Genomic DNA, 24,230 nt, shown 5'->3' with positions numbered 1-24,230 from the left:
ATATGACCGAAACAAATTTGAACATTAAACATGCACCAGGAATCAGTGCCATCAGTGATGCTGCTGTTAGTATTCGTAAGCAAGTATTTATTGCTGAACAAAATGTGCCTATTGAAATTGAACTAGATAATCTAGATAACCAAACAACCCATTATGTTGGTTTCTTAGATGATAAACCAGTCACAACCGCCCGCATTGCCGAAAACGAAGCACACACCAATTGGCATGTGCAACGTGTCGCTACATTGGCGGACGAACGTGGTAAAGGCTATGCTGGCAAGTTACTCAAACAGATCATTTTAGACGCCCAACAAGCCAATATCAAAAGCCTCGATTTAGGTGCTCAGGTGCCAGCAATTGGCTTTTATGAAAAACTTGGCTTCATTGCCGAAGGTCCTGTTTTCCAAGAGGCTAATATCGATCATCGCCATATGGTTTTGAAATTTTAGTAATTACGCACTAAAAAGGTTGAGACAAACAAGTCTCAACCTTTTTTACTAAATTTGTTTGAATTATCAATCTATAATTGTCATAGCGTAAACGCGTTCACAAAGACTGGATTCTCAATGTAACGGATTTGCCTGCTTCACGGTCTGGCGACCGCAAATCGTCCAGACTCCGTTACACATCGGATTCAAAACAACTTTTGTCTCGCTCTCTTTATTCAGCATTAATCACATTACGATAATCAATAATTGGTTTAATAAACTCTTCGTATGATTGTTGTGATAAGTACGTAAACGTTGGCCAGAAACGATCATCAACCATAAATGTTAGAGCTTTAACAGTTTCCTGCCATAACTCTTTCGCTTCATCTTCTTTATCAGCCAAAGTTAGTTTCAACACTTCAGTTAATTTCTTAACAAATGTAAAGTAACTACCATAATCAGGGAACGTGCTTTCTTCGATGTATTTAATCGTCTTTTCAACGTTCTCTTGGTCACCATTTTCTAATGCTAACAACAACATCTGGAAATTTAACAACCCAACATTCCATACAGCAGCTGGTGCAAAGTGATCCATTTCGACTAGGCCATAGCCTTCAAGCGAAGCTAGCTTTTCCACTTGCGCCGTCATTTCTCCAACCATTTTCTTAACGTTGTCATATGGCACATGGCGAATGATATTCGCAAACAACAACATATCAGTTGATGAGTACAATTCACGCTTTTTCAAGAATTTGACGATAGCTGGACGTGCAATTTCAACCAACCGATATCTTTGGCCAAAATCAATCACTTGTGAATTAATCGCACGGACAACATTTAACAATAGGCGTGTATTATGTGTCTCTTCAAATAACGCCAAAACTTGATAAACCATATCCTCATTAGGCGTTTTTGTATATGATTGAATATCCAAGCCTAATTCTTTGATAGTATCATCAACCAATTCTGGTTGCGTTAAATAAATGTGCAACAACAACTCATCGTATGAAACATCAATTGTTGTTAACAAATTTACAAAAGTTGTCGCACTCACACGACCATTACCTTTTAAATAATCATATAAACGTGATCTTGAAATATCTACAGATTCTAGAATTATCGGAATAGAAATATTACGTTTCTTAATAAAATGTATTAACGCATTCCGAACTGCTTCAGCGGGTACACGATTTTTTTCCATTAATAATTATCCCCCCATAACATATCTATCTAACATACTATTATACTGCTAATTAATAGCTAAACAGAAAAGTTATTATTTGCTTTCAGTTATGTAATCTAAAATTTTAAACATGACTTGCTTATTTTCGCTAGGTACTGCCTCATTTAAAATATCATTTGCCGTTTGACCAAAAATTGAACCTTCAACGTATGGAAAATCATTAACAACCATTTCACGAACATCATTCGCTTGCGGTTCAAAATGAAATTGTAAGCCAACAACTCGATGATTCATGACAAATCCTTGATTTTTAAGGGCATCGCTAGAAAATAACAATTCTGCTTCTGTCGGAACTTCAAACATGTCTTGATGCCAATGCAATGCTTGCAATTTCTCAGGTAAACCTGGGATGGTATCCGTTTGACGATAGACTGGCGCCCATCCGACTTCTTTAACTGGCGACTGGCAGACTGAATATCCCAACGTTTTTGCTATTTGCTGTGCACCATAACATGCGCCGAAAATTGGCTTATTAGCTGTCAAAAGTTCACTAATAAGTTTACGCTCTTGCACAATCCATGGTAAATCATCATTTGGACTCATTGGTCCGCCCAGAATAACCAACATATCAGTCTCTGATGCTTTTGGTAGCACCCCATTAAATTGGTATGGATGATATACAAATAATTCATGATGATGATATTCAGCCCACTCACGAATACTGCCGGGGCCTTCATTCGGTGTGTGTTGTAAAACATTAATACGCATAATACACCTCTTTCTACACAAAAGTGTCACCGGCAATTTGATACGGGTTTCGCCTGCATATGCCCTTATTAAGCTAATTATAACAACAAAATTAAAAAATTTAAATTAACTTACTAAAAGTTTAATTGTTAAAACAAATCGAAAGTGTAAAAATAGAAATATTATGCTAATTGTATATTATTTTTAAAGGAGAAATTTTTTGAAAAAGATTCAAGAATCACAATCCTGGCGTTTTATTATATATGTTATTGGCTTAAATATTTTAGCACTAGGTACTGTTTTATTTGCTTGTGGTCACTTAGGTGTCAGTGCCCTAGTTCCGTACCACAAGTCCTATCGTTATTTCCACCCTTAACTTTAGGCCAAGCCACCACCATTATCTTCATTTGTTTAGTTTCAATCGAGCTACTATTATTACGTCAATTAAAGTGGCAAGTACTTGCCCAATTATTACTATCCTTCATTTTCGGTTGGATTGTTGATTTTTATGGTTTAACTATTGGTTTAGAAAAAATCAACTTGCCAATGTTATGGGAATATCTATTTATCACGAGAAAAACAACCACATTATAGTTATTTAAAATTAAAAAACAAAAAGGCTTGAGACAATCTGAGGTATACACCTCAAACATGTCTCAAGCCTTATTTTTTAGTTATAAGCTTACTCTTTAAAACGATTATGGTAATTAGCACCTGGGAAATACCAGTTAGACTTACCGAATAACTTAATTGTAGCTGGAATAATAATTAGACGTACAAAGAACGCATCAAAGAATATTCCACTAGCTAATGAAATACCAACAGCCTTAATAGTTGGATCATCAACTACCGCGAAACTACCAAAGACCGCAATCATAATTAGTGCGGCGGTAATAATAACCGGACCACTTTCTTGCAAACCGGTCTTCACTGCGCGTGTATTATCACCCGTCGTAATATAAGTTTCTCTAATTCGAGATACCATGAAGACTTCGTAATCCATTGCTAATCCGAAGACAATTCCAATCATAATAACTGGCAAGAATGCCAATATTGGGGCTTTTTCACTGATATTAAACATACCATCTTGCATGATTAATGTCGTCAAACCTAATGAAGCAACCAATGATAGACCGAAGCCAATAATTGCCATTAATGGAATGATAAATGACTTAAACATAAACATTAATAGTACGAATGCCAATAACATAACAATTCCCATAAACATAGGAATAGCATTATTCAACTTCTCAGAAATATCAATGTTAACCGCATTAGTACCCGTCAAAGTAATCTTGGTATTATCGTTCTTTTGCAACGTATCTGAGTAACTATTAATCTTCTTAGCTAATGTTTCAGTCTTAGCTGAAGCGCTGCTAGTTGTTGGCATCACAATAACCATGGCATACTTCTTATCTTTACTAATCTCGGCAGGTACATCTGATATAGCGGCCTTCTTAGCTTCCTTTTCAACCTTAGCTTGATATGCTTGCGTTGCCTTTTGGGTAGCAGCTTGTTGCTCTTCTTGACTAGCTGTTGGATTAGACTTCATAAAGTCCATAACTTGGGCTTGCACGTATTGCTTACCCTCATCCTTCAACTTTTGTTGCATTTCAGGTGACTTCATCTTAGCAACAGCAGCTTTATCAATTACTGGTACCAACATCTTCACATGATCCATATTTGAGATATGATTAGTTGCCTTTTTTAGAATCTTGTTATTTTGAGCATCTGAATTAGATGTATCAAGCTTAACAACACCTACCAAGGTAGCATTGTAACCATCCCCAAATTTATCAGCGGTCATATCATATGCTTGTCTTTGCGTACTATCCTTAGGCAAAGCACCATCAAATGGCATTCCCAAACGCATGTGTGTTGCAGGTACCATAAATCCGGCTAAGACAATAACACTGATAATCACAACAATAATTGGGTGGTTAACAATACTTTTTGTCATAAAGCCATCTTTTTTCTGCTTCTTTTCTTTAACAGACTTATCAGAAGGCTTAACAAACTTATGCAACAATGAAATCAATGCTGGTAGCAAAGTCATTGCTGACAATACTGCAAAGACAACACCAACGGCAGCTGCAATTCCCATTTGTGTTAGGAAGTCAATGTTAACCAATGACAAACCAACTAGCGCAATAACAACTGTCACACCAGCAAATAGTACTGAACTTCCAGCACTAGCTAAGGTAATACCCATAGCTTCGTCAGCTGGAACACTGTGACCTGTATTATTTAATTCATTTTGACGACTTGTTCTTAACTCACCAATAAAGCGGTGCAAGATGAACAAAGCATAATCAATACCAACAGCCAAACTAATCATAATTGATAGTGTTTGTGCAACACTGGCAATTGAGAAAACATTTGTTCCTAACATAACCAATACTAAACCACTAATTAGTCCAACTAAAGCAGTAATGATTGGCAAACCAGCCGTTACAAATGATCTGAATAGTACCAATAACAAAATAAAGGCAATAATAATACCAATTACCTCAGAGGTACCACCAATATCATAATCTTGCGTAACCGTTCCAGAATAGGCCACCTTAAGTTGTTGACCCTTCATCTTATTATCAGCAATCTTTTCAATATCATTAACGATACTCTTAGAAACGTTATTAGCGTCTTTCTTAAAGGTTATGCTGATAATACCAGTTGTATTATCTGAACTAATTGTTTGGGCATCGTAAGGACTCGTTATACTTTTGATGCTACCCTTGTGTTCAGACTTGATCTTATCAACTGCCGCATTAACTTTTTGTTTGTCGTTATTCTTTTTAATACTGCCATCATCTTTGTTTTGAACGACAATATTCATGGTTCCGGCATCAACCGATTGTTTGAATTCTTTTTTCAACACACTTTGAACATCAGTGGAAGGTACCCCTGAAATTTTCAAGTTTGTATCGAAATGCGAACCCATGGTGACTAGACCACCAATGAAAACGACTAATATGACAACCCAAGATAGAAGTACTTTAAACTTATTGTTATAAGCCCATTTTCCAAACTTGGCCAAACTATTTTTCATATTCCTCTCCTAACCTATACATAGTAATACCTTTTAATTTAGTTGATTTCACAGAATATGTCCATGTACAATAAATGTAAAGTGCACATTTTTCTAACTTTAGGAGTCTAATACATGAGTCATTTAAGTCAACAACGCATGGAAAAAATTATCTTTGCCGGGTTTAAACAATTATTATTAACCCAGCAATTTTCAGATATCAGTATTAAAATGATTGCCAATCAATCAATTGTGCACCGCAATACAGTTTACCACCACTTTACTGATAAATTTGACTTATTAAATCACTACATTAATTACGAAATTCAAAATCAACTCGTTAATTTTGATGATTTTGATCAGCATCCATTCAAAAGTTTACACGATTTAATTACAGCATCCTTAGAAGAAGTCGTTATTTATCAACAACATGATCATGATTTTAATATTATCGTTCAAAATTGCTTTCTCAGATCGATTGTTAATTCGCAAGCTGATGAAAAAATCTTTTGGTATATCGGTAAAGTCACCAGTATTTTACTGTGGAATAGTCTACATCACGACCACTTCGACTTATTAACCGACTACAAAATCCTTGATGAAATTTATCAAACTTCAAAATTTCCCGAAATTGAATAGATAACAAAAAACGTAAAGGTGCTAAAAAGCACCTTTACGTTTTTATCTATCTTTATTTGTTTTCTTAAAAATTATATAAATTAATATGATAGTTAATACAAGAATCAACATATTGATTAGTGCATTAAGTTGATTGGAAGTAATTATTGGTGTTATAAAAATTGTATATATATATTGGACTATAGCAACTGTTATTCCTATTATTACTACCAACTTAATTTTGTTTGACATTATTGCCCCCCTCAATCCACTTACAGTTTAAGTGTAGAAGTTAAAATCTACCCGAACACCATTACTACCAACAAGAGAATTTATATATGTACCAACCATAATTCTGACAACAACTCTAATAATTTTACCGTAACAAATGAAATTGGTTATTGTAAAACAATGAGCTCATTGTTTAGTAATAAAACATCTGAAATCCTTTATATTATAAGGTATCGATATATTGCAACAAAAAATTTAATAAAGAAACAGGCAAAATTTTAGATGAAAATGCTGAAAATAACCCCCGTAAGTGGAGTAATTTCCAAAGCTTACGGGGGTCAGTTCAAACCGCTTTTTAGCGACTTTATCTTTTTATCTATTAAACTTCTAAACTGTTACTGACAGACTTCTTCCTAGTACGACGATACTTATCTAACTCAGTAATAATCAAAACGATGATACCAACTACAATAACAATAAACCAATCAAACAGTGACAAAGGTCCTGTTGAGAAGATATCGTTCATAAACGGTACATACGTAAATATGATTTGTAAAATAATCATCAGTCCAATCGCTCCGAACGCCATTGGATTTGTCCAAAATGATTTACTTAATGCCAAATCTTCTGTTCTGATATTAAATAGATAGAAAATCTTACCGAAGATAATCGTATTAACAGCCATCGTACTTGCGACTGAAAAACCAACTAAATTATCAAACCACTCAAATACAACTAACGCACCAGCAGCAATAATCACACTAACGTAAACCATTTGAAAAACATCATAACGGTTCATTAGTTTCTCGCTTGTTTTACGTGGCGGCCGATTCATAATACCCGGTTCAGCAGGTTCAGAAATGAATGCCAATTGTAGGGTTAAGGCTGACACCATATTAACCCACAACAATTGAATGGCCGTCATCGGCATTTCTTGCTGGAATAAAATAGTTAAAACAACAATCAATCCTTCAGCGAAACTCGTTGGTAACAAGTACAAAATGGTTTTACGAATATTGTCATATAACCGTCTTCCTTGTTCAATCGCGATTTTAATCGTTGAAAAATCATCATTGGCTAAGACCATGTCCGCAGAGTCTTTGGCAACATCGGTTCCCTTAATTCCCATCGCAACACCAATATCGGCACGTTTCAAGGCTGGCGCATCATTAACACCATCCCCAGTCATTGCGGTCACTAAGTTATTCGCTTGATAAGCTGTTATGATACGTAATTTATCTTGTGGAGTTGTTCGCGCGAAGACGTCATAATCAATCACAACTTCTGCTAACTCTTCATCAGATAAGTTTTCCACTTCTGATCCAGTAATCGCCTGAATATTTTCAGCCAATCCCAGTTGCTGTCCAATGGCTTTCGCAGTATCTGGACTATCACCGGTAATCATTTTGACATGAATACCAGCCTGGCGCATATCAGCAATCGCATCAATGACTTCTGGACGTGGTGGGTCAATAATGGCCGCCAATCCAAGAAAGTTTATACCATATGCTGCCAACGTATCATGGGTCACTTCGGCCACATTTTGTTCAACATCAATATAACCAACGGCAATCACACGTTTTCCTGATTGAGCAAATTTTGTCGACAAATCAGACCAATACTGACGATCAAAGTTTTCATCGCCGGCAGCCAAATCAAATAATTTGTCCGGTGATCCCTTAATAGCGATAAACCGTTCGTGCTGTGGATTTTCTGCTAAACGTGCCATGTAACGATAATCAGAATCAAATGGAATACGATCAATCTCGTTTAATTCCGGTTCATTCTGACCAAACGCTTTATAATAAGCTGATAAAAATGACGCATCAGTAGGTTCACCATTGATATTCCAAACACCATCTTCTTCGGTTAAGAAAGTATCGTTAGCTTGATGTCCCATCGTTAAAAACCTGGCTAGCTCATCATCTTTTGTGATATCTACAGGCGTACCATCAAATAAAATTTCACCTGCCGGCTTATAACCAGTTCCGGTAACCTTATAATGCTTTTTACCAATCACAATGTCTTGAATCGTCATTTCATTTTTCGTTAAGGTTCCGGTCTTATCAGAAGCAATAATATCTACCGCCCCTAAGGTCTCAGCAGCCGGTAGGGTTTTCACAATTGCATCTTTTTTAGTTAGTTTTTGGACACCAGTTGCCAAAATGATTGAGGTCGCCGCAGGTAATCCTTCGGGAACTGATCCAACAATCATCGCAATGATTGCCATCACTAATGTTGGTAATTCATAAATATCTAACAACCAACCTAGAATAAATACCAATATGGCGACAATGACAATCGCCCAAGAAATACCACTTCCTATGCGATCTAATTCTCTCGTCAGCTTTGATTTTTTACCAGAAACATCAGCAACACTTTGTGAAATTTTACCAATTTGGGTATTAATTCCAGTTGCCACAACAATTCCAGTTGCACTACCATTTGTAACCGATGTCGAAGAATAGGCCATATTAACTCTTTCGGCTAATGGCACTTTCCCCGCCAGTGGCGCTTCGTTTTTTAACACTGAATCAGATTCTCCGGTTAAAGAAGATTCCTGAATACGCAAGTTATCAACATCTAGGATTCGCAAATCAGCAGGCACATTATCACCTGCTTCTAGATAAACCAAATCACCTGGCACTAATTCACGCGCTGGCACATCAAATCGCTCGCCATTTCGGATAACAGTCGACTCGACAGACAACATATTTTTAATTTTATCTAACGCATTACTGGCGTTTACCTCTTGAACATAACCAATGACGGCATTCACAATAACAACTAATCCGATAACGACAGCATCAGAATAATGTCCCATCAATAAGGTTAAAACCGCTGCCACAATTAAAATGTAGATAATAACGCTGTTAAACTGACGTAAAAAAATCAACCATTTCGGAACAGATTTCAACGTAACTTCGTTATACCCATGTGTGCGCAATCTTTCATCAATTTCATCTGGTTGAAGCCCTGCTGGGTAATTTGACTGTAAATCATCAACAACTTGCGATAAGTCTTGATTATAAAAATCTGACTTGTTTGATAACGGGCCGTCGTCTGATTCACTACTTGATCTATTCATATTTGTACACCCCTTTAAGGAAAATATTCTTTGCGTCTTGCTATTTAAGGTTGGCCGCTAGATAACAAATCTAGTTAGTCAGTTTCCCACGCATGTGCGCCGCTACTCCCGCAAGTGATACAAATATAATTTAGTTTGTTACATTATTGTAACATAGATAGCTTTATTCATGCACGCTTTCAAATTAGATCATTATTTCAAATAACTCAATGGTTTATCAACTGGTACCTTGGTTCCTTCATATTTATCTTTAATGTGTTTTTGAATTGCTTCATCATGATATAGCTTAACTAACTTTTTATACGTTTTCTTATCTTTATCACTAATATCACCAGCTGCCGCTAAGACATTCACATTCTGTCGTGTACTACGATCAACTTTTTCATGATATAACGAATCTTTCAGAACATTTAAGTTACCTTCCAAAGCGACTGTATTAGAAATCAAAGCAGCGCCAACACTATTTAAAATACGTGATCCCGTTGTATCATCAATCTTTTTAAACTTTAAATGACGCGGGTTGGCAACAATATCATCAGTATTACCAAGTGAATCAAAGCCCTTCTTTAACGTAATCAACCCAGCCGATTGCAATAACAGTAAACCGCGCGAGGTGTTTGCTGGATTATCAGCAATTGCGATTGTTGCGCCAGTGGGGATGTCCTTAATTGATTTATATTTATCTGAATAAATCCCCATTGGTTCTAAATAAGTCGTCCCAAGATTCTGTAATTTATTTTTAGGATTTTCATGATTATAAGACTTTAGATAGGCATCAGACTGAAAAGCGTTCACGTTCACATTATGTTCAGCAGTCGCATTATTTAGTTGCACACCATCATTAATCTGCTTAACGGTCAACTTCAAATTCAGTTTGTCAGCCGCTTTACTTTTTGCAATATATTGCCAGACTTCATAGTCACTCCCCATCGAACCAATAGTTATTTGTTCTGGTGCATGCGCTATTTTATAGCCGTTATACGTGTGCAAGCCCATAGCAACAGCAACCAAAACGACTAAACTACTGCCAAATATCAGCCAATTTTTTATTTTCACAGCCAAACCTCCTATCAATTAATGGTGCTGATATTAAAAACGTTCAAACTTTTTTGCTAACCAATCACCAAGAATTTGGACAAAAAATACCATCACTAAGATGACTAATAATGCAGCAATCGTGACGTCATTTTCAAAACGGGCATAACCAACACTAATGGCAATATCGCCTAAACCACCTGAACCAATTGCACCAGCCATTGTGGTTAATCCAAGCAAGCTAATAATCGTCACAATGGAAACACGAATAATATCTGGTAAACACTCACGTAAATAAACCCGATATATAATTTCAGTTTTGCTAGAACCCATTGCTTGAGCTGCTTCAATAACAGATGGTTCAATACTCAATAAAGCATTTTGAACTTGCCGTGCATAAAACGGGAAAATTCCGACAATCAATGGCACTAACGCTGCCGGTGTACCAACAGTCGTACCAACAATATATTTGGTCACGGGCGCCATTACCGCCAATAAAATAATAAATGGTACTGATCGTAGAATATTTACTAACTTATCCAAAAAATTATAAAATGGCGGATCAGCATCAATCCCACCGGGCTGTGTCACAACAAGAAAGATACCCGTTGCTAGTCCCAAGACACCGGCGATAAGCGCTGACCAAAATGTCATATAAAGTGTTTCCCAAGTTGCCTGCACAAATTGTGGCCAAATTGATGCCACATTTGGAAACCAATTAGCTAACATAGACATGCTCCTCTCCGGTAGAAAAATCAGTTACTTTGACACCAACGTCTGATAAATAATTGACGATTTCTGTAAAATGCTGATTTTCATTAGTTAACACAATTAACATGTACCCTAATGACAAATGGGCAACTTTTTGCACATTCGCAAATAAAATACTTGCTTGGGCACCATATTTAATCGCCAAAGATGAAATGATGGCTTCACTAGTGACTTCACTAGAGAAACGTAAATATAGTAAATGTTCATCAGGTTGCAGTTTTTCAACCAAATGATCATCGGCAATTTGCTGGCGCATTTCATTCACATTTGCAGCAGACTCCACAAACTTCTGCGTTAATGGTTGTTGCGGATTCGTAAATAGATCACCAACGCCACCTTGTTCAATAATGCGTCCATCTTCCATCACTGCCACTTCTTGACAAATTGACTTAATCACTTGCATTTCATGCGTAATCAAAACAATTGTGACTCCTAATTTTTCATTAACGTGCTTCAATAACTGCAAAATATCCGCCGTGGTTTGTGGATCTAAGGCACTTGTTGCCTCATCACTAATTAAAATATCAGGGTTATTAGCCAATGCGCGAGCAATCGCTACACGTTGCTTTTGACCACCTGACAATTCTTCGGGATAGGCATGTTGATAATCTTCTAACCCAACTAATTTCAATAATTCAAGCGCCTGCTCATGCCGTTGCTTACGTGATATTTTTTGACTGAGTAAAGGATATTCAACATTATTCAAAATCGTGCGTGAACGCAATAAATTAAAATGCTGAAAAATCATCCCCACCTTCTTACGCACGGCACGTAACTTTTTATCTGACAACGTTAATAGATTTTGTCCTAGAATATTAACGTCCCCTGTATCTGGACGTTGCAACAAGTTAATGATACGCACTAACGTACTTTTACCAGCACCTGAATAGCCAATAATGCCATAAATACTACCCTGCTTTACCTGCAGTGAGACATTATCAAGGGCCGTTAATGCCTCATTATTCCGTTGAAACGTGACATTTATGTCTTGCAAATCAATTGCAACTTCATCTGTTGCCATCGCCAATCCTCCTGCATCTTTTTATATCATTGCTATTAGCTAAAGTGCATACCACCATCAACCAATAAGGTTTGACCAGTAATATAAGCAGCATGTGGTGATGCGAACCAGGCAATTACTTCGGCAACATCATCTGGGGTACCTTCACGTCCTAAGCCAATTTCTGTTAAACAGTTGGCTTGTTGTTCTGGAACTGACAAGCCCTTAATAGCAGCCGTTTTGGCATCAATGCTGTCACGCAAAGGTGTGCGAACAATACCGGGACTATATGAATTAACGGTAATTTGATCAGCAGCCAATTCCTTAGCAGCTGATTGCGTGAGACCACGAATACCAAACTTTGACGCTGAATAAGCACTTTGTAAGGCAGATGCTTCCACACTTGCTAATGAAGCAGCGTTGATAATCCGGCCACCATGACCTTGCGCCTTGAATCTTGTTGCAGCAGCTTGGATACCCCAATACGTTCCTTTTAAATTCACATCGAATAACCGTGAAATTTGGTCTGGGTCTGAATCAATGACTGAATCAATAAAGGCAACCCCCGCGTTGTTAACAAAAACAGCTAACTCACCCAAATCTGCCACGGCATCTGCTACTAATTGAAAAACAGCATCACGGTCGGCAACATCAATGATGTAGGCTTTTGCCGTAAATCCTTGTTCTGTTAAATTCTCGGCCACTTGTGTTACAGTCTGCTCATTAATATCAGCGACGGCAACATTAAAACCGTCTTTTGCCAAATGATATGCGGTTGCTTCACCAATTCCTTGTCCTGCGCCAGTAATAATTGCGGTCTTTCCCATGTTAATGCTCCTTTTTTTGTTCAAAATAAAAAGTCCTCCTCCTGTAAAAACAGAAGTGAGGACCTCACGTTACCATTCTGATTCGTTTGTTGATTGCTCTAACAAACCTCATCACCCAATTTGGGTTTGTCCTGTAACGGAGACAAACCGTCTAGCGCTTACGAACTCGCTCACCCTAGTTGATCATCGGCCATTTTTCATCAACAATCACTGTTACGATTCTCATCAATCATCGTTTTTCTGTAAACAGCTTTTGTCATTACTTTCCGACTCATATCATGTCATTATATTTTCGATTAAAATGCATTGGACTAAAAAACGCCCTCAAGAAATAAATTCTCAAGGGCGTTTCATCCGCGGTACCACCTTAATTTCTGGTCAAAAGCCAGCTTAGTATGCCATTAATTGTACTTGGCATCAACTCGATATTGGTAGTTAACCACTGATGGCTTGCTTGCGCTCACACATCTTTTGCTCCAAGACCATTCTTCAGTTAGCTCCCTTATTTGCTTACACCAACCGCAAACTCTCTAGAAACGTCACTAGCCTACTCATCTCTTCATTGCTTTTTAATCTTTTTCTAATACAACGTGAATTGTATACTCATTATTTCAACCTGTCAACTCTGCATAAGTGAGTAATTTTTGTTAAGATAACCATATAGAGAGGGGGCTCTCGATTATGACAAAGCAAGATCGTGGAAATTTAATAGGCCTAATTACTGTTGCGTGTTTTCTGGTAGGCATATTTTTTACCAAACACTTATGGTGGTTGCTTATTATTATATTTTCGCTTGGCTTTATTTTAATGACGTTACTAAACAAATATAAGCCACTAAAAAAGGGACCTGAACTTATTTGGTGGCATGAACTTTTGGTTGATGTTTTTATATTTATCATCATCTTAGTTACTTTTAGTTTCAGATTTAATGATTCTATTTTTTCATACGATAATTTGTTTTTACTCATTATCTTTATAGTAGGTGCCGCTTTAGGTCTCTTAATTCGCCACACCAAGAAACTTCCTTAAAATCAAAAAACTGGCCAGAAAAATTCGGATTGCACCGAATTTTCTGACCAGTTATTTTTTAAATGACATCAATATTAATCGGCTGAATTCAAAGCACCCAACATATCAATATTACGTATTTTCCGCACCATGATAAGCATAACAATCAATGAAAAGATTAATGTCAATGCAGTTGAGATACCTAAGTTTGACCAACGGATCGTCAAATCAGCTAAGGCATTATCAGGTGGTAGTGTTTCCATAATAAAGTGATGCAAATAGTAACCACCACCAAAGCCAAACAGGATACCCACAATGGTTAAAATAATGGTTTCACGATAAATATACATAACTGCTTCACGTTGATAAAAACCAAGTACCCTTAACGTTGATAACTCACGGGTTCTTTCCGAAACATTAATATTAGTCAACGTGAACAACACAACGAATGACAACATTGATGAAGCAATCACAATGATCAACACAATATTATTCAGACCACCTAAAATGTCATTAACAATTGTCCTGGCCTGATTTGATTGAACTGCTGTCACAGCAGCATCTTGACTATTTAATTTACGCGAAACTTTATCAATATTATCAGCAGAACGATCTTTCAGATTTAAGATTTTGGCATTATAGGCAACCTTTTTGCCAAAGACCTTATGATAATAAGTACTATCCAGCACAATATTATGACCAACGTACATTTCACTAATAGCACCAATTCTTATACGATGAACTTGCCCAGCATCATCCTTTATTTTCAAATGATCACCCACTTGATAATGGCCCAATTTAGCAAGTTTTTCTGTAATCACTGCACCATTACTTTTGAGTTTTAATTGCTGATGACTATCAGGATTGCGCAAAGTAATAAAGTTATTAAACTGTTCTTTATGCTGTGGCACAATTAGCGAAATCTGTTGATTATTAATCAATCCCTTAGGGCGCGTTGTCACATTTTCATAATAAACAGTATCTTGCTTTTTAACATTAGCCATATTATCAACTTGCTTTTGATACTGGTTCTTTGCTTTTTGATCTGCATTAGGATTATAAACACCCATAACATCATAATGGGTTATTTTTTGATATTGATTATCAATAATCCCATTAAGCGAATCACGCATACCAAAACCAGTGATTAACAATGCTGTACAACCAAAAATACCCAAAATAGTCATAAACATCCGGCCTTTGTATCTAAACAAATTACGGCAAGTCACCTTTTGATTGAAGGATAGTCGTTTCCAAATAAAAGAAACCTTTTCCAATAAAATCTTTGTACCTGCTTTAGGCGCTTTTTCAACTAGCAAATTAGCCGGCTGTTCTTGCAACGAATGCCATACGACATAAATTGCCGGTACGACTGTACATAGTAAACTGACGATTAAACTAATTGAAATCCACAATCCCGATGGTGGCGTTTGTAGAGTTGGTACTGCTAAATTAGCAACATAAGCGTCATAGATTTTATTGGGCAATAGCCATGTTCCAAAAATGCTACCAATAATCGTTCCTAACACAGCAGCACTGGTACCGTAAATTAAGAACAACTTCATGGCATCAAATTTTGTATAGCCGACCGCTCGCATTAAACCAATATCAGTTCGCTTTTCTTCTGCCATGCGTGACATGGTTGTTATCGTAACCAAAATCGCGACCGCAAAGAAAATTAAAGGAAAAGTATTTGATAAAACATCAACACGTTTAGCATCTTCTCCAAATTGGTTATAGCCTTGATTATAATCATTACGGGTTTGTAATTGATAGGTTAAATTGCTTATGTTTTCAATAGCCTTAGCTTGCTGATTCAATTTATTTTCTGCTTTAGCTAATTTTTGTTGATTAGTTTTTAGCAGCTGCACATTTTGTTGCCACTCTTTTTGTTTTTCATTAAGTTGGTTTTTTTGTGCATCAGTCAAATCTGTTGCTGCACTAACATCTAATTGTGTTTTTGCTTGATCTAACTGAGATTGTCTTTCCTTTAGGCTGTTTTTTTGTTGTTCTAACTTACTTCTTGCATCATTAAGCTGAGATTGTTTTTCTTGCTTAATCTCTGATTGCCGTTTATCAGCTCGCTTCGCCAAACCTGGCGCTGCTGCATCAACGTTTTGATTCAACTTTTTCTCAAACTTATTTGAATAACTTGTTCCTGGTAAATTATCATAAGCTATTTTAGCAACATTTGAAGTTTGATTACTAAAACCAGACTTATTCAACACTCCAAAAGTTTCAATCTGACCTTTACCAATATTGGAAATTCCTAAATTATTCTTTTCCAAATAATCACTAGACGTCACAAAACCAACAATTTTATATTGTTGATGCTTAAGTCCCGCAACTTTTTGATCATTATCATTCCCAGTAAACTTTATTTTTTGACCAATTTTATAATGACCTTTTTCATATTTGCTTAAAGCAATTTCATTCGACTTATGTGGCAAATGTCCTTTAACTGTTTTATAAACTGAAAGCTTAGAAGTATTCTCGTTTAATCGAATTGTTTTCTGTGAACCTGCCATCAAAGCATCTTGATACGTACTATATTCAACTTGCTTAACATGTGCCATTTGATTAATATACTGACGATCATCATGGTTAAATCCAACAGCACTAGTGACTTGGGCATCAGCCATCTTGTGTTGTTGAAAGTAAGCATTCCCAGTGATGCGCATATCATTTCCCGTTGTTTTCAACCCAATCAGCACGAAAGTCCCCAGGGCTAACAAAATCATAATTGAAATAAAACGGGGTAACGATGATTTGAATTCGCGTAATATATTTTTCCTTAGAGTTTTATGCAACGAATTTCACCTACCATTCAATTTCAGAAACTGCTTTAGGATGCTCATTATGATAATTTTCATGAACTTGACCATCAAATAGTTCAATCACATGATCAGCCATATCTTTAATCGCCGCATTATGCGTGACAATTATAACGGTCTTATTATCTTGATGACTAAAATCCTGCAAGAGTTGTAAGATAGTTTTTCCTGTTTTGTAGTCCAATGCACCAGTTGGCTCATCACATAACAAAAGTTCTGGATTTTTAGCAATTGCCCGCGCAATCGAGGCACGTTGCTGTTCACCACCTGAAAGTTGAGCTGGAAAATTATCCTTACGCTTACTCAAACCAACTTTGTCTAGAGTTTCCGCTGGATCAAGAGCATCCGGTGAAATTTCAGATGCTATTTCAACATTTTCCAACGTCGTTAAATTAGGAATCAGATTATAAAATTGGAAAACAAAGCCAATTGAATTGCGTCGATAAGTAGTTAATTGTTTTTCTGAATATTCAGTAATATTTTTACCATTAATCTCTACTTTCCCTTCGGTAGCCGAAGCCATTCCCCCTAGCGTATTCAGTAATGTCGACTTACCTGAACCAGAAGCCCCAACAATGACCAGCAATTCGCCTTTTTCTACCTCAAAAGAGATATCATCATTAGCACGAACTTCTTGTTCACCATGGCCAAATATTTTCGAGTAATTTGAAATTTTAATATATGACAACTCTAATTCCCCCTTTGACTATGCTTATATTTCCTATTATGACATCTTATTTAACATGTGTTAAATGATATCCATTTTGTTTTGAAAAAATTTCACTAAAAATATATAAATCCAAAATTGTTGCAATAAAATAGGCAGAAAATCGTTATCAACAATTTTCTGCCTAAAAATTAAACTATTTAACTTTGATTTTGAGTATTACAATTCTGGTGATATCATCACTTTGACTTGTGACTTATCACTTTGCAATGACTTGATTCCTTCAATAGTATCATCCAATGGAATCTTCTTTGTAATCATCTGCTGGAAGACTTCTTGATTACTATTGATAATATTAATAACGGTTGCGAATGAGTTTTCATAACCTAATGTTGTATGGATATTATGTCCCTTCATAATCGCATTGTTAATATCAAGCTCAATTGGCTTACCAAATAGCGCATCAACTTGAATTAGACCAGTAGCGGTTGTAACTTGAGTTGCTGTATCAAATGTTGCTTGCACACCAGCGCATTCAAATGAAATATCAACACCATCTGGCAAATCTTTATGAATTTCTTCAGCAACATCAACCTTCGTTGGGTTCAAAGTGTTTTCGATTCCAATTTCCTTTGCCTTTTCCAGACGAACGTCAGAAACATCTGAAATATACACTTTTGTTGCCCCAGCAATTTTAGCCAAAACAGCTGTACATAAACCAATTGGTCCAGCCCCCATTACTGCAACCGTTTGGCCTTCAATCAAACCACTACGCTTGATACCTTCGTAGGCAACAGCCGTTGGTTCAACCAATGCACCTAAATCAAAGCCCATTTCATCTGGAATCTTGTGAGCGAATTGAGCTTGAACATTAGCATATTCAGCCATTCCCCCATCACCTGAAACACCAATAAAGTTACCACTGCCATCAGGACCAACAGCGTGCAAACAATAGTTGTACAAGCCCTTCATACAGTTACGACAATGTCCACAAGCTAAGATTGGTTCAACTGCAATCCGATCACCAACTTTAACATCGTGAACGTTCTGACCAACTTTAACAACTTGACCAGAGAACTCATGTCCTTCAGTAATCGGAACGGTCTGACCAGTCAAAGGATTCTCCTCATATGGCAGTGATAGCCCCTCTGAATACATGTGAATATCACTACCACAGATTCCTACGAACTTGACCTTAACTTGAACCTGATCATCTTTAGGTTCTGGAATGTCAACGTCTTCAATTCGAATGTCCTCTTTACCGTAAATTCTTGCTGCTTTCATTACTGTATATTACCCCTTTCTGTAAAGTACGCCTTAAAAATATCACAAAAATGTAAGCGCTGTCAAAAATAACGCATTTATTTTTTATTCCACAGTAAAACCCCATAAGTTTTAGCCTTTGCTTCAACTTATGGGGCTTAATTTATCTTATAACTTGAAATTTATTGTTCTTCTTGATTTTTGTCTTTTTTGTCAATATGAGAAGCTACAAAAGGTACACATATACCTATTAGAACCAGACCTGTACTAATAGCATCACCATGTGGAATATTCAAAAAATAAACAACTAATAATAGTGTTAATAATATAATTACTGATATTAGTCTAAACCAAGAACTTTTTTTCATAATATCAAATCCTTTTAAATAATTGTTTAATTCTATTTATATATTTAGAGTAACAAATTAAAATTATTGCTGTAAAATAATTTGCTTATTGAATAGAGAGACGTTATACATTTCTCTTGAAAAATGGCCCATTATCTTTGAATTCTTATTCAAGAATACGAATGTCTATATCACTTTGTAGATTCCAAAAATAACGATCCGAAACACCAAAGAATATGCCTAATCTAACTGATATATCAACAGTAATATCGCGACGATTATATAAAATATCTTGTATCACAGCAGTTGGTACATTAATATGTTTCGTCAATGTACAGTCTGAAATATTCAAAGGTTCCATAAACTCTTCTCTCAAAATTTCACTAATTTTAGGCGTCGGCATTTTATTCATAATTTTCACTTTCTTCTTTAAGAATAATCTGTTACTTCAACATCAACAAAATCATTTACTAAACACAAAAAAGGGCAACCAACGTCAACCATTGATCACCCTTTACTAAAAATGGCTTATAGCAAACCATTTATTATTATTTACTTATCCTCATCATCTTCGGCACGTTGTAGCAACTCAGATACTTCAGCTGGTTGTTCACCATCAGCTGGGGCATCTGACAAATCAGATGATGTTTCTTCGGTAGCTTCTTCAGTGACTACTTCTTCAGTGACTACTTCTTCAGTGACTACTTCTTCAGGGTCAACGTGTTCAACCTTAGCGAATGTTGATACTGCTGAACCTTCGTCAAGCCGAATAACGCGAACACCTTGAGTCGCACGACCAGTTTCAGAAATTGAATCAGCAGTGAAACGAATCATAACCCCTTTATTAGTGGTCAACATGATATCTTCGCTACCATCAACAACCTTCAAACCAGCTAGTGGACCATTCTTTTCAGTGACTTGGGCAGTCTTAATACCTTTACCACCACGGCCCTTAATTGGATATTGATCAACTGGTGTTTGCTTACCATAACCATTTTCAGTAATAACCAAAACATGGCCATTTTCAACTAACACTTGCGCACCAACAACATAATCATCTGGGCGTAATGTGATACCACGAACACCGGCAGCTGAACGACCCATTGAACGAACAACTGAACTGTTAAATGAAACAGCATAACCACCATGCGTACCAATAATGATATTTTGCGTACCATCAGTGATTAGCACATTAATTAATTCATCACCATCGTGAAGATTAATGGCTTTCAAACCGTGAGTACGAATATTACCAAATTCATTAACTGGGGTACGCTTTACAACACCTTGACGTGTCGTAAAGAATAGGTAGTCTTCACTTTCGGCAGCATCCCCACGCACGTTAATAACAGCTTGAATGCTCTCACCACTCTCGATACCTAACAAATTAACGACCGGAATTCCTTTAGCAGTACGACCGTACTCAGGAATCTCATAGCCCTTCATCTTGTAGACCTTACCTGAATTCGTAAAGAACAACAACGTATCATGGGTTGATGTCCCAATTAGTTCATCGATAAAGTCATCATTGTTAACACCCATACCTTGAATACCACGACCACCACGGTTTTGAGCGCGGAAATCAGCTTGTGGCATACGCTTAATATAACCAGCGTGTGTTAACGTCACAATGATATCTTCTTCTTCGATCAAGTCTTCATCTTCAATGCTTGTCACATCACCGATTTGTAACTCAGTACGACGAGCATCTCCATACTTATCTTGCACTTCAAGCAATTCTGTATAAATGATTTCATCGATACGTTCTGGCTTTGCCAAAATATCCTTGTAGTCAGCAATTGATGACAACAATCCTTGATACTCTTTTTCAATCTTGTCGCGTTCCAAACCAGTTAAACGAACCAAACGCATATCCAAGATAGCTTGTGATTGCTTATCTGACAACGCATAATCAGCCATCAACTTTTGCTTAGCGATTTCTGATGTTTGTGATTGACGAATAATCGTAATAATTGCATCAATATGATCTAGCGCAATTCGCAATCCTTCTAAGATGTGTGCACGAGCCTGTGCTTTACGCAAATCAAATTCAGTACGACGACGAACAACTTGTTCTTGATGAGCAAGATATGCGACTAACATATCCTTCAAGCTCAATAATTCTGGTCGACCATCTTTAACAGCCAACATATTGAAGCTGAACCCAGTTTGCATCAAGGTATTCTTGTACAAATTATTTAGGACAACTGAAGCTGAGACATCACGACGAATCTCAATTGCGATTCGCGTACCTTCCTGATCGGATTCATCATTAACACCAGTAATTCCTTCAATACGCTTATCACGACCTAATTCAGCAATACGCTCAATTAACTTGGCCTTGTTAACCGTATAAGGCAATTCCGTCACAACGATAATTTCTTTACCAGACTTTTCAGTTTCAATTTCTGTCTTAGCACGGACTGTTACAACACCACGACCAGTTTCGTAAGCCTTACGAATTCCAGACTTACCCATCACAATGGCACCAGTTGGGAAGTCAGGACCCGGAATTGCTTCCATCAATTCAGCAGTTGTGATATCAGGATTCTTCATCAACATGTGAATACCTGAAATAACTTCACCCAAATTATGAGGTGGAATATTTGTTGCCATTCCAACAGCGATACCGTTGGCACCATTTACAACCAAATTAGGAAAACGGGCTGGCAAAACAACTGGCTCACGATCAGTACCATCATAATTGTCTTGGAAATCAATCGTATCTTTATTGATATCACGCAACATTTCAGTAGAAATCTTACTCAAACGTGCTTCAGTATAACGCATAGCGGCAGCTGGATCACCATCGACTGATCCGAAGTTTCCGTGACCGTCAACTAGCATGTAACGGTATGAAAAGTCTTGCGCCATACGAACCATTGAATCATAAATAGCTGAGTCTCCGTGGGGGTGATACTTTCCCATAACATCCCCAACAATACGAGCTGACTTTTTATGTTGCTTATCAGGAGTCACCCCTAATTCATTCATGCCGTATAAAATACGACGATGTACGGGTTTCAAACCATCGCGTACATCAGGTAACGCACGTGCCACAATAACTGACATGGCATAATCCAAGAAAGATGTTCGCATTTGCTCGCCAAGTTTAGCGGGCTTAATGCGGCTGTTTTTTTGTTCTTCTTCAGCCATTTGCTTTCCTTTCTTTTACTTTAACTGTTCCGACTATGAGCTTAAACGTCTAGTTCTGCATATTGTGCATTATCTTCAATAAACTTACGACGAGGTTCTACCTTGTCACCCATAAGCATTGAGAAGATTTGATCTGCTTCAACCGCATCATCCATTTCAACACGCAACAAACGGCGTACTGAAGGATCCATCGTTGTTTCCCATAATTGGCTAGCGTCCATTTCACCAAGTCCCTTATACCGTTGAATAACAGGTTTCGGTGATGCTGGTAACGTTGGCAACAATGCTTCTAATTCTTCATCAGCATCTAGATATTTAACAAACTTACCTTGACGTACTTGATATAGCGGTGGCTGTGCAATGTAAATGTAGCCTGCTTCCAATAATGGACGCATGTAACGATAAATTAACGTTAACAACAATGTACGAATGTGCGCACCGTCGACATCGGCATCGGTCATAATAATTAGTTTGTGGTACTTAGCTTTGGTAACATCAAATTCGTCACCAAAACCAGTTCCCATTGCTGTAAACAATGAACGGATTTCGTCATTGGCTAAAATCTTTTCCATTGATGCTTTTTCAACGTTCAAAATTTTTCCACGAATTGGCAAAATAGCTTGCGTTAGACGCTCACGACCCTGCTTTGCAGAACCACCGGCTGAATCACCCTCGACAATAAACAACTCTGAAATTTCAGGGTCCTTTGAGGTGTTATCAGCTAATTTACCAGGTAGGTTAGCAATTTCTAGACCAGACTTCTTACGCGTTGCTTCACGTGCACGCTTGGCAGCCATACGGGCTTTACCGGCCAAAATACCCTTTTCAACAATTTGCTTAGCTGTGGTAGGATTTTCCATCATGAACCGAGCAAATGTATCAGAAAACATACGGTCAACAGCTGTACGTGCATCAGAGTTACCCAATTTGGTCTTTGTTTGACCTTCAAATTGTGGATCTGGGTGCTTTACCGAAACAATTGCTGTCAAACCTTCACGAACGTCATCCCCAGAAAGTGGATCATCATTGTCCTTAAGAATCTTGTTGCGACGGGCATAATCATTAATTACACGAGTTAATGCTGACTTGAAACCGGTTTCGTGCGTTCCACCTTCATACGTGTGAATGTTATTTGTAAATGACAATAAATTACTGTGGAAGTCATCAGTGTATTGTAATGAGACTTCAACATCAATGTCATTTTCCATACCTTCAACATAAATTGGATCTTCGAAAATAACGTCTTTGTTTTTGTTTAAGAAGTTAACATATTCCTTGATACCACCTTCGTAATGGAATGATTCCACAATTGGCTCTTCAGGACGCATATCAGTAATTGAAATGCGAAGTCCTTTGTTCAAGAAAGCCAACTCACGAACACGGTTCATCAATGTCTTGTAATCAAAAACGATTGTTTCACGGAAAATATCTGGATCAGGTGCAAAGTGAACAATTGTTCCACGTGAAACAGGGGCATCTTCCACTGAAACTTCGTGCATGTTTGTCTTAACACGTCCACGTTCAAAGTCCATGGCATAACCCTTGCCATCACGAACAACTAATACATCCAAATTAGTTGATAGCGCGTTAACAACTGAAGCCCCCACACCGTGAAGTCCTCCAGAAACTTTATAACCGCCACCGCCAAATTTTCCACCAGCGTGTAAAATCGTAAAGACCGTTTCAAGCGCTGACTTACCTGTTTTTGCTTGAATATCAATTGGGATTCCACGGCCGTTATCAATTACCGTAATTGAATTATCTTTTTCAATTGTGACAGTAATATGATTTGCAAAACCTGCCAAGGCCTCATCAATACCATTATCGACAATTTCCCATACTAGATGGTGTAATCCTTGACTTGATGTTGTACCAATATACATACCGGGACGCTTACGGACTGCTTCTAATCCTTCCAAAACTTGAATTTGACTAGCATCATAGGCATCTGCTTGTGTATGCATTTGTGTTACATCTTCTTCAGCCATGCTTCCCTCCT

19 protein-coding genes are annotated in these 24,230 nt (G+C 37.2%); 4 read left to right on the top strand and 15 right to left on the bottom strand.

The genetic code is table 11. The features are described from left to right. Positions 1-2 precede the first annotated feature (2 nt). Complete coding sequence (locus ACSYSF_RS08750) at positions 3-449, top strand: GNAT family N-acetyltransferase (protein ID WP_489867643.1); 447 nt, start codon at positions 3-5, stop codon at positions 447-449. Positions 450-660: 211 nt separating this feature from the next. Here ACSYSF_RS08750 and ACSYSF_RS08745 read toward each other — a convergent pair whose 3' ends face one another. Continuing rightward, positions 661-1,629, bottom strand: a complete 969-nt coding sequence (locus tag ACSYSF_RS08745; RefSeq protein WP_489867642.1) for an XRE family transcriptional regulator — start codon at positions 1,627-1,629, stop codon at positions 661-663. A gap of 75 nt (positions 1,630-1,704) precedes the next feature. Then, positions 1,705-2,379, bottom strand: coding sequence for a type 1 glutamine amidotransferase (locus tag ACSYSF_RS08740; RefSeq protein WP_489867641.1), 675 nt, complete (start codon positions 2,377-2,379; stop codon positions 1,705-1,707). Positions 2,380-2,667: 288 nt separating this feature from the next. Between ACSYSF_RS08740 and ACSYSF_RS08735 the strand changes: the two genes are divergently transcribed. After that, the gene (locus ACSYSF_RS08735) at positions 2,668-2,952 is read left to right on the top strand and encodes a DUF6198 family protein (protein ID WP_489867640.1); all 285 of its coding nucleotides are present in this window, start codon (positions 2,668-2,670) and stop codon (positions 2,950-2,952) included. 88 nt (positions 2,953-3,040) lie between these two features. Here the strand turns inward: ACSYSF_RS08735 and ACSYSF_RS08730 are convergent, their stop codons facing one another. Further along, positions 3,041-5,407, bottom strand: coding sequence for an MMPL family transporter (locus ACSYSF_RS08730; protein WP_489867639.1), 2,367 nt, complete (start codon positions 5,405-5,407; stop codon positions 3,041-3,043). A gap of 114 nt (positions 5,408-5,521) precedes the next feature. Here ACSYSF_RS08730 and ACSYSF_RS08725 point away from each other — a divergent pair, with 114 nt between their 5' ends. After that, entirely contained in the window at positions 5,522-6,025 is a 504-nt protein-coding gene (locus ACSYSF_RS08725; protein ID WP_489867638.1) for a TetR/AcrR family transcriptional regulator, read from the top strand. A gap of 589 nt (positions 6,026-6,614) precedes the next feature. On the opposite strand, the gene ACSYSF_RS08720 is transcribed toward ACSYSF_RS08725, so the two are convergent. The 5 genes from ACSYSF_RS08720 to ACSYSF_RS08700 all read right to left on the bottom strand — a co-directional run bounded on the left by ACSYSF_RS08720 (position 6,615) and on the right by ACSYSF_RS08700 (position 12,956). Further along, a complete protein-coding gene (locus tag ACSYSF_RS08720; protein WP_489867637.1) occupies positions 6,615-9,323 on the bottom strand; it encodes an HAD-IC family P-type ATPase in 2,709 nt (902 codons plus the stop codon). Positions 9,324-9,515: 192 nt separating this feature from the next. Then, positions 9,516-10,379 carry a MetQ/NlpA family ABC transporter substrate-binding protein gene (locus tag ACSYSF_RS08715; RefSeq protein WP_489867636.1) on the bottom strand — a complete coding sequence of 288 codons (864 nt, stop codon included), beginning with the start codon at positions 10,377-10,379 and terminating at the stop codon, positions 9,516-9,518. Between the two features lie 33 nt (positions 10,380-10,412). Then, positions 10,413-11,087 carry a methionine ABC transporter permease gene (locus ACSYSF_RS08710; protein ID WP_489867635.1) on the bottom strand — a complete coding sequence of 225 codons (675 nt, stop codon included), beginning with the start codon at positions 11,085-11,087 and terminating at the stop codon, positions 10,413-10,415. Further along, entirely contained in the window at positions 11,077-12,150 is a 1,074-nt protein-coding gene (locus ACSYSF_RS08705; RefSeq protein WP_489867634.1) for a methionine ABC transporter ATP-binding protein, read from the bottom strand. Before ACSYSF_RS08705 ends, ACSYSF_RS08710 begins: the two co-directional genes overlap by 11 nt. A gap of 35 nt (positions 12,151-12,185) precedes the next feature. Continuing rightward, positions 12,186-12,956: an acetoin reductase gene (locus tag ACSYSF_RS08700; protein WP_489867633.1), complete on the bottom strand. Its 771-nt coding sequence runs from the start codon at positions 12,954-12,956 to the stop codon at positions 12,186-12,188. Between the two features lie 681 nt (positions 12,957-13,637). Between ACSYSF_RS08700 and ACSYSF_RS08695 the strand changes: the two genes are divergently transcribed. Beyond that, the gene (locus ACSYSF_RS08695; protein ID WP_489867632.1) at positions 13,638-13,985 is read left to right on the top strand and encodes a hypothetical protein; all 348 of its coding nucleotides are present in this window, start codon (positions 13,638-13,640) and stop codon (positions 13,983-13,985) included. Positions 13,986-14,059: 74 nt separating this feature from the next. On the opposite strand, the gene ACSYSF_RS08690 is transcribed toward ACSYSF_RS08695, so the two are convergent. The 7 genes from ACSYSF_RS08690 to gyrB all read right to left on the bottom strand — a co-directional run bounded on the left by ACSYSF_RS08690 (position 14,060) and on the right by gyrB (position 24,219). Continuing rightward, positions 14,060-16,678 carry an ABC transporter permease gene (locus ACSYSF_RS08690; protein WP_489867631.1) on the bottom strand — a complete coding sequence of 873 codons (2,619 nt, stop codon included), beginning with the start codon at positions 16,676-16,678 and terminating at the stop codon, positions 14,060-14,062. 106 nt (positions 16,679-16,784) lie between these two features. Continuing rightward, positions 16,785-17,486: an ABC transporter ATP-binding protein gene (locus tag ACSYSF_RS08685; protein WP_489867630.1), complete on the bottom strand. Its 702-nt coding sequence runs from the start codon at positions 17,484-17,486 to the stop codon at positions 16,785-16,787. A gap of 198 nt (positions 17,487-17,684) precedes the next feature. After that, positions 17,685-18,749: a 2,3-butanediol dehydrogenase gene (locus tag ACSYSF_RS08680; RefSeq protein WP_489867629.1), complete on the bottom strand. Its 1,065-nt coding sequence runs from the start codon at positions 18,747-18,749 to the stop codon at positions 17,685-17,687. A 161-nt stretch (positions 18,750-18,910) separates the two neighbouring features. After that, positions 18,911-19,096, bottom strand: coding sequence for a hypothetical protein (locus tag ACSYSF_RS08675; RefSeq protein ID WP_491737231.1), 186 nt, complete (start codon positions 19,094-19,096; stop codon positions 18,911-18,913). A gap of 145 nt (positions 19,097-19,241) precedes the next feature. Then, a complete protein-coding gene (locus ACSYSF_RS08670) occupies positions 19,242-19,487 on the bottom strand; it encodes a HigA family addiction module antitoxin (RefSeq protein ID WP_489867628.1) in 246 nt (81 codons plus the stop codon). Positions 19,488-19,627: 140 nt separating this feature from the next. Continuing rightward, the gene (gene gyrA, locus ACSYSF_RS08665) at positions 19,628-22,231 is read right to left on the bottom strand and encodes a DNA gyrase subunit A (RefSeq protein WP_489867627.1); all 2,604 of its coding nucleotides are present in this window, start codon (positions 22,229-22,231) and stop codon (positions 19,628-19,630) included. Between the two features lie 41 nt (positions 22,232-22,272). Beyond that, positions 22,273-24,219 carry a DNA topoisomerase (ATP-hydrolyzing) subunit B gene (gyrB, locus tag ACSYSF_RS08660; protein WP_489867626.1) on the bottom strand — a complete coding sequence of 649 codons (1,947 nt, stop codon included), beginning with the start codon at positions 24,217-24,219 and terminating at the stop codon, positions 22,273-22,275. Positions 24,220-24,230: the final 11 nt, after the last annotated feature.

Source organism: Weissella sp. ESL1139, from assembly GCF_058506735.1.
Note: the sequence above shows the minus strand (reverse complement) of the source record. Positions and strands in the feature narration are given on the sequence as shown.